The sequence below is a fragment of the Saccharothrix sp. ST-888 genome (assembly GCF_000955975.1).
Taxonomy (GTDB): Bacteria; Actinomycetota; Actinomycetes; order Streptomycetales; family Streptomycetaceae; genus Kitasatospora.
Genome location: NZ_JYJF01000576.1, coordinates 1 through 355 on the forward strand (window position 1 = coordinate 1; position 355 = coordinate 355).

A 355-nucleotide genomic window follows, 5' to 3' on the forward strand; every position below is an offset into this window, starting at 1 on the left:
CACCCCAGATGCCCTCGGACTTGGGGGCGGCACAGGCCTGCAGCTGGCTCGCGCTGTTGCCGAGGACCAGCGTGCCGGCCACGATCGCGTCGCCGGCCCCCTCCACCCTGGGCGCCATCCCCTCGACTCCGGGGATCAGGACGCCGACGCGGCCGACCCGCCCTTCCTCCGGCTTCTCCAGGTCGGAGATGTCCCACGGTCCGTCGACGCGCGGAGCCGGCCCCAGCCCGCCCCGGTCCCCCGGGTACTTCTCCGTCACGCTCTCGATCCCGGAGTCGGCGGAACCTTCGACGCCCTCCGCCGTCTCGCCCGCGCTGGTGGCATGGTCGGGGACCTGCTCGACCGCGTCCTCGCC

1 protein-coding gene is annotated in these 355 nt (G+C 74.6%); it reads right to left on the reverse strand.

Translation table 11 applies throughout. The annotated features are described in order from the left end of the window. Nucleotides 1-355, reverse strand: a 355-nt coding sequence (locus UK12_RS33835; RefSeq protein WP_045307050.1) for a DUF3710 domain-containing protein, incomplete at both ends; no start/stop codon positions are given.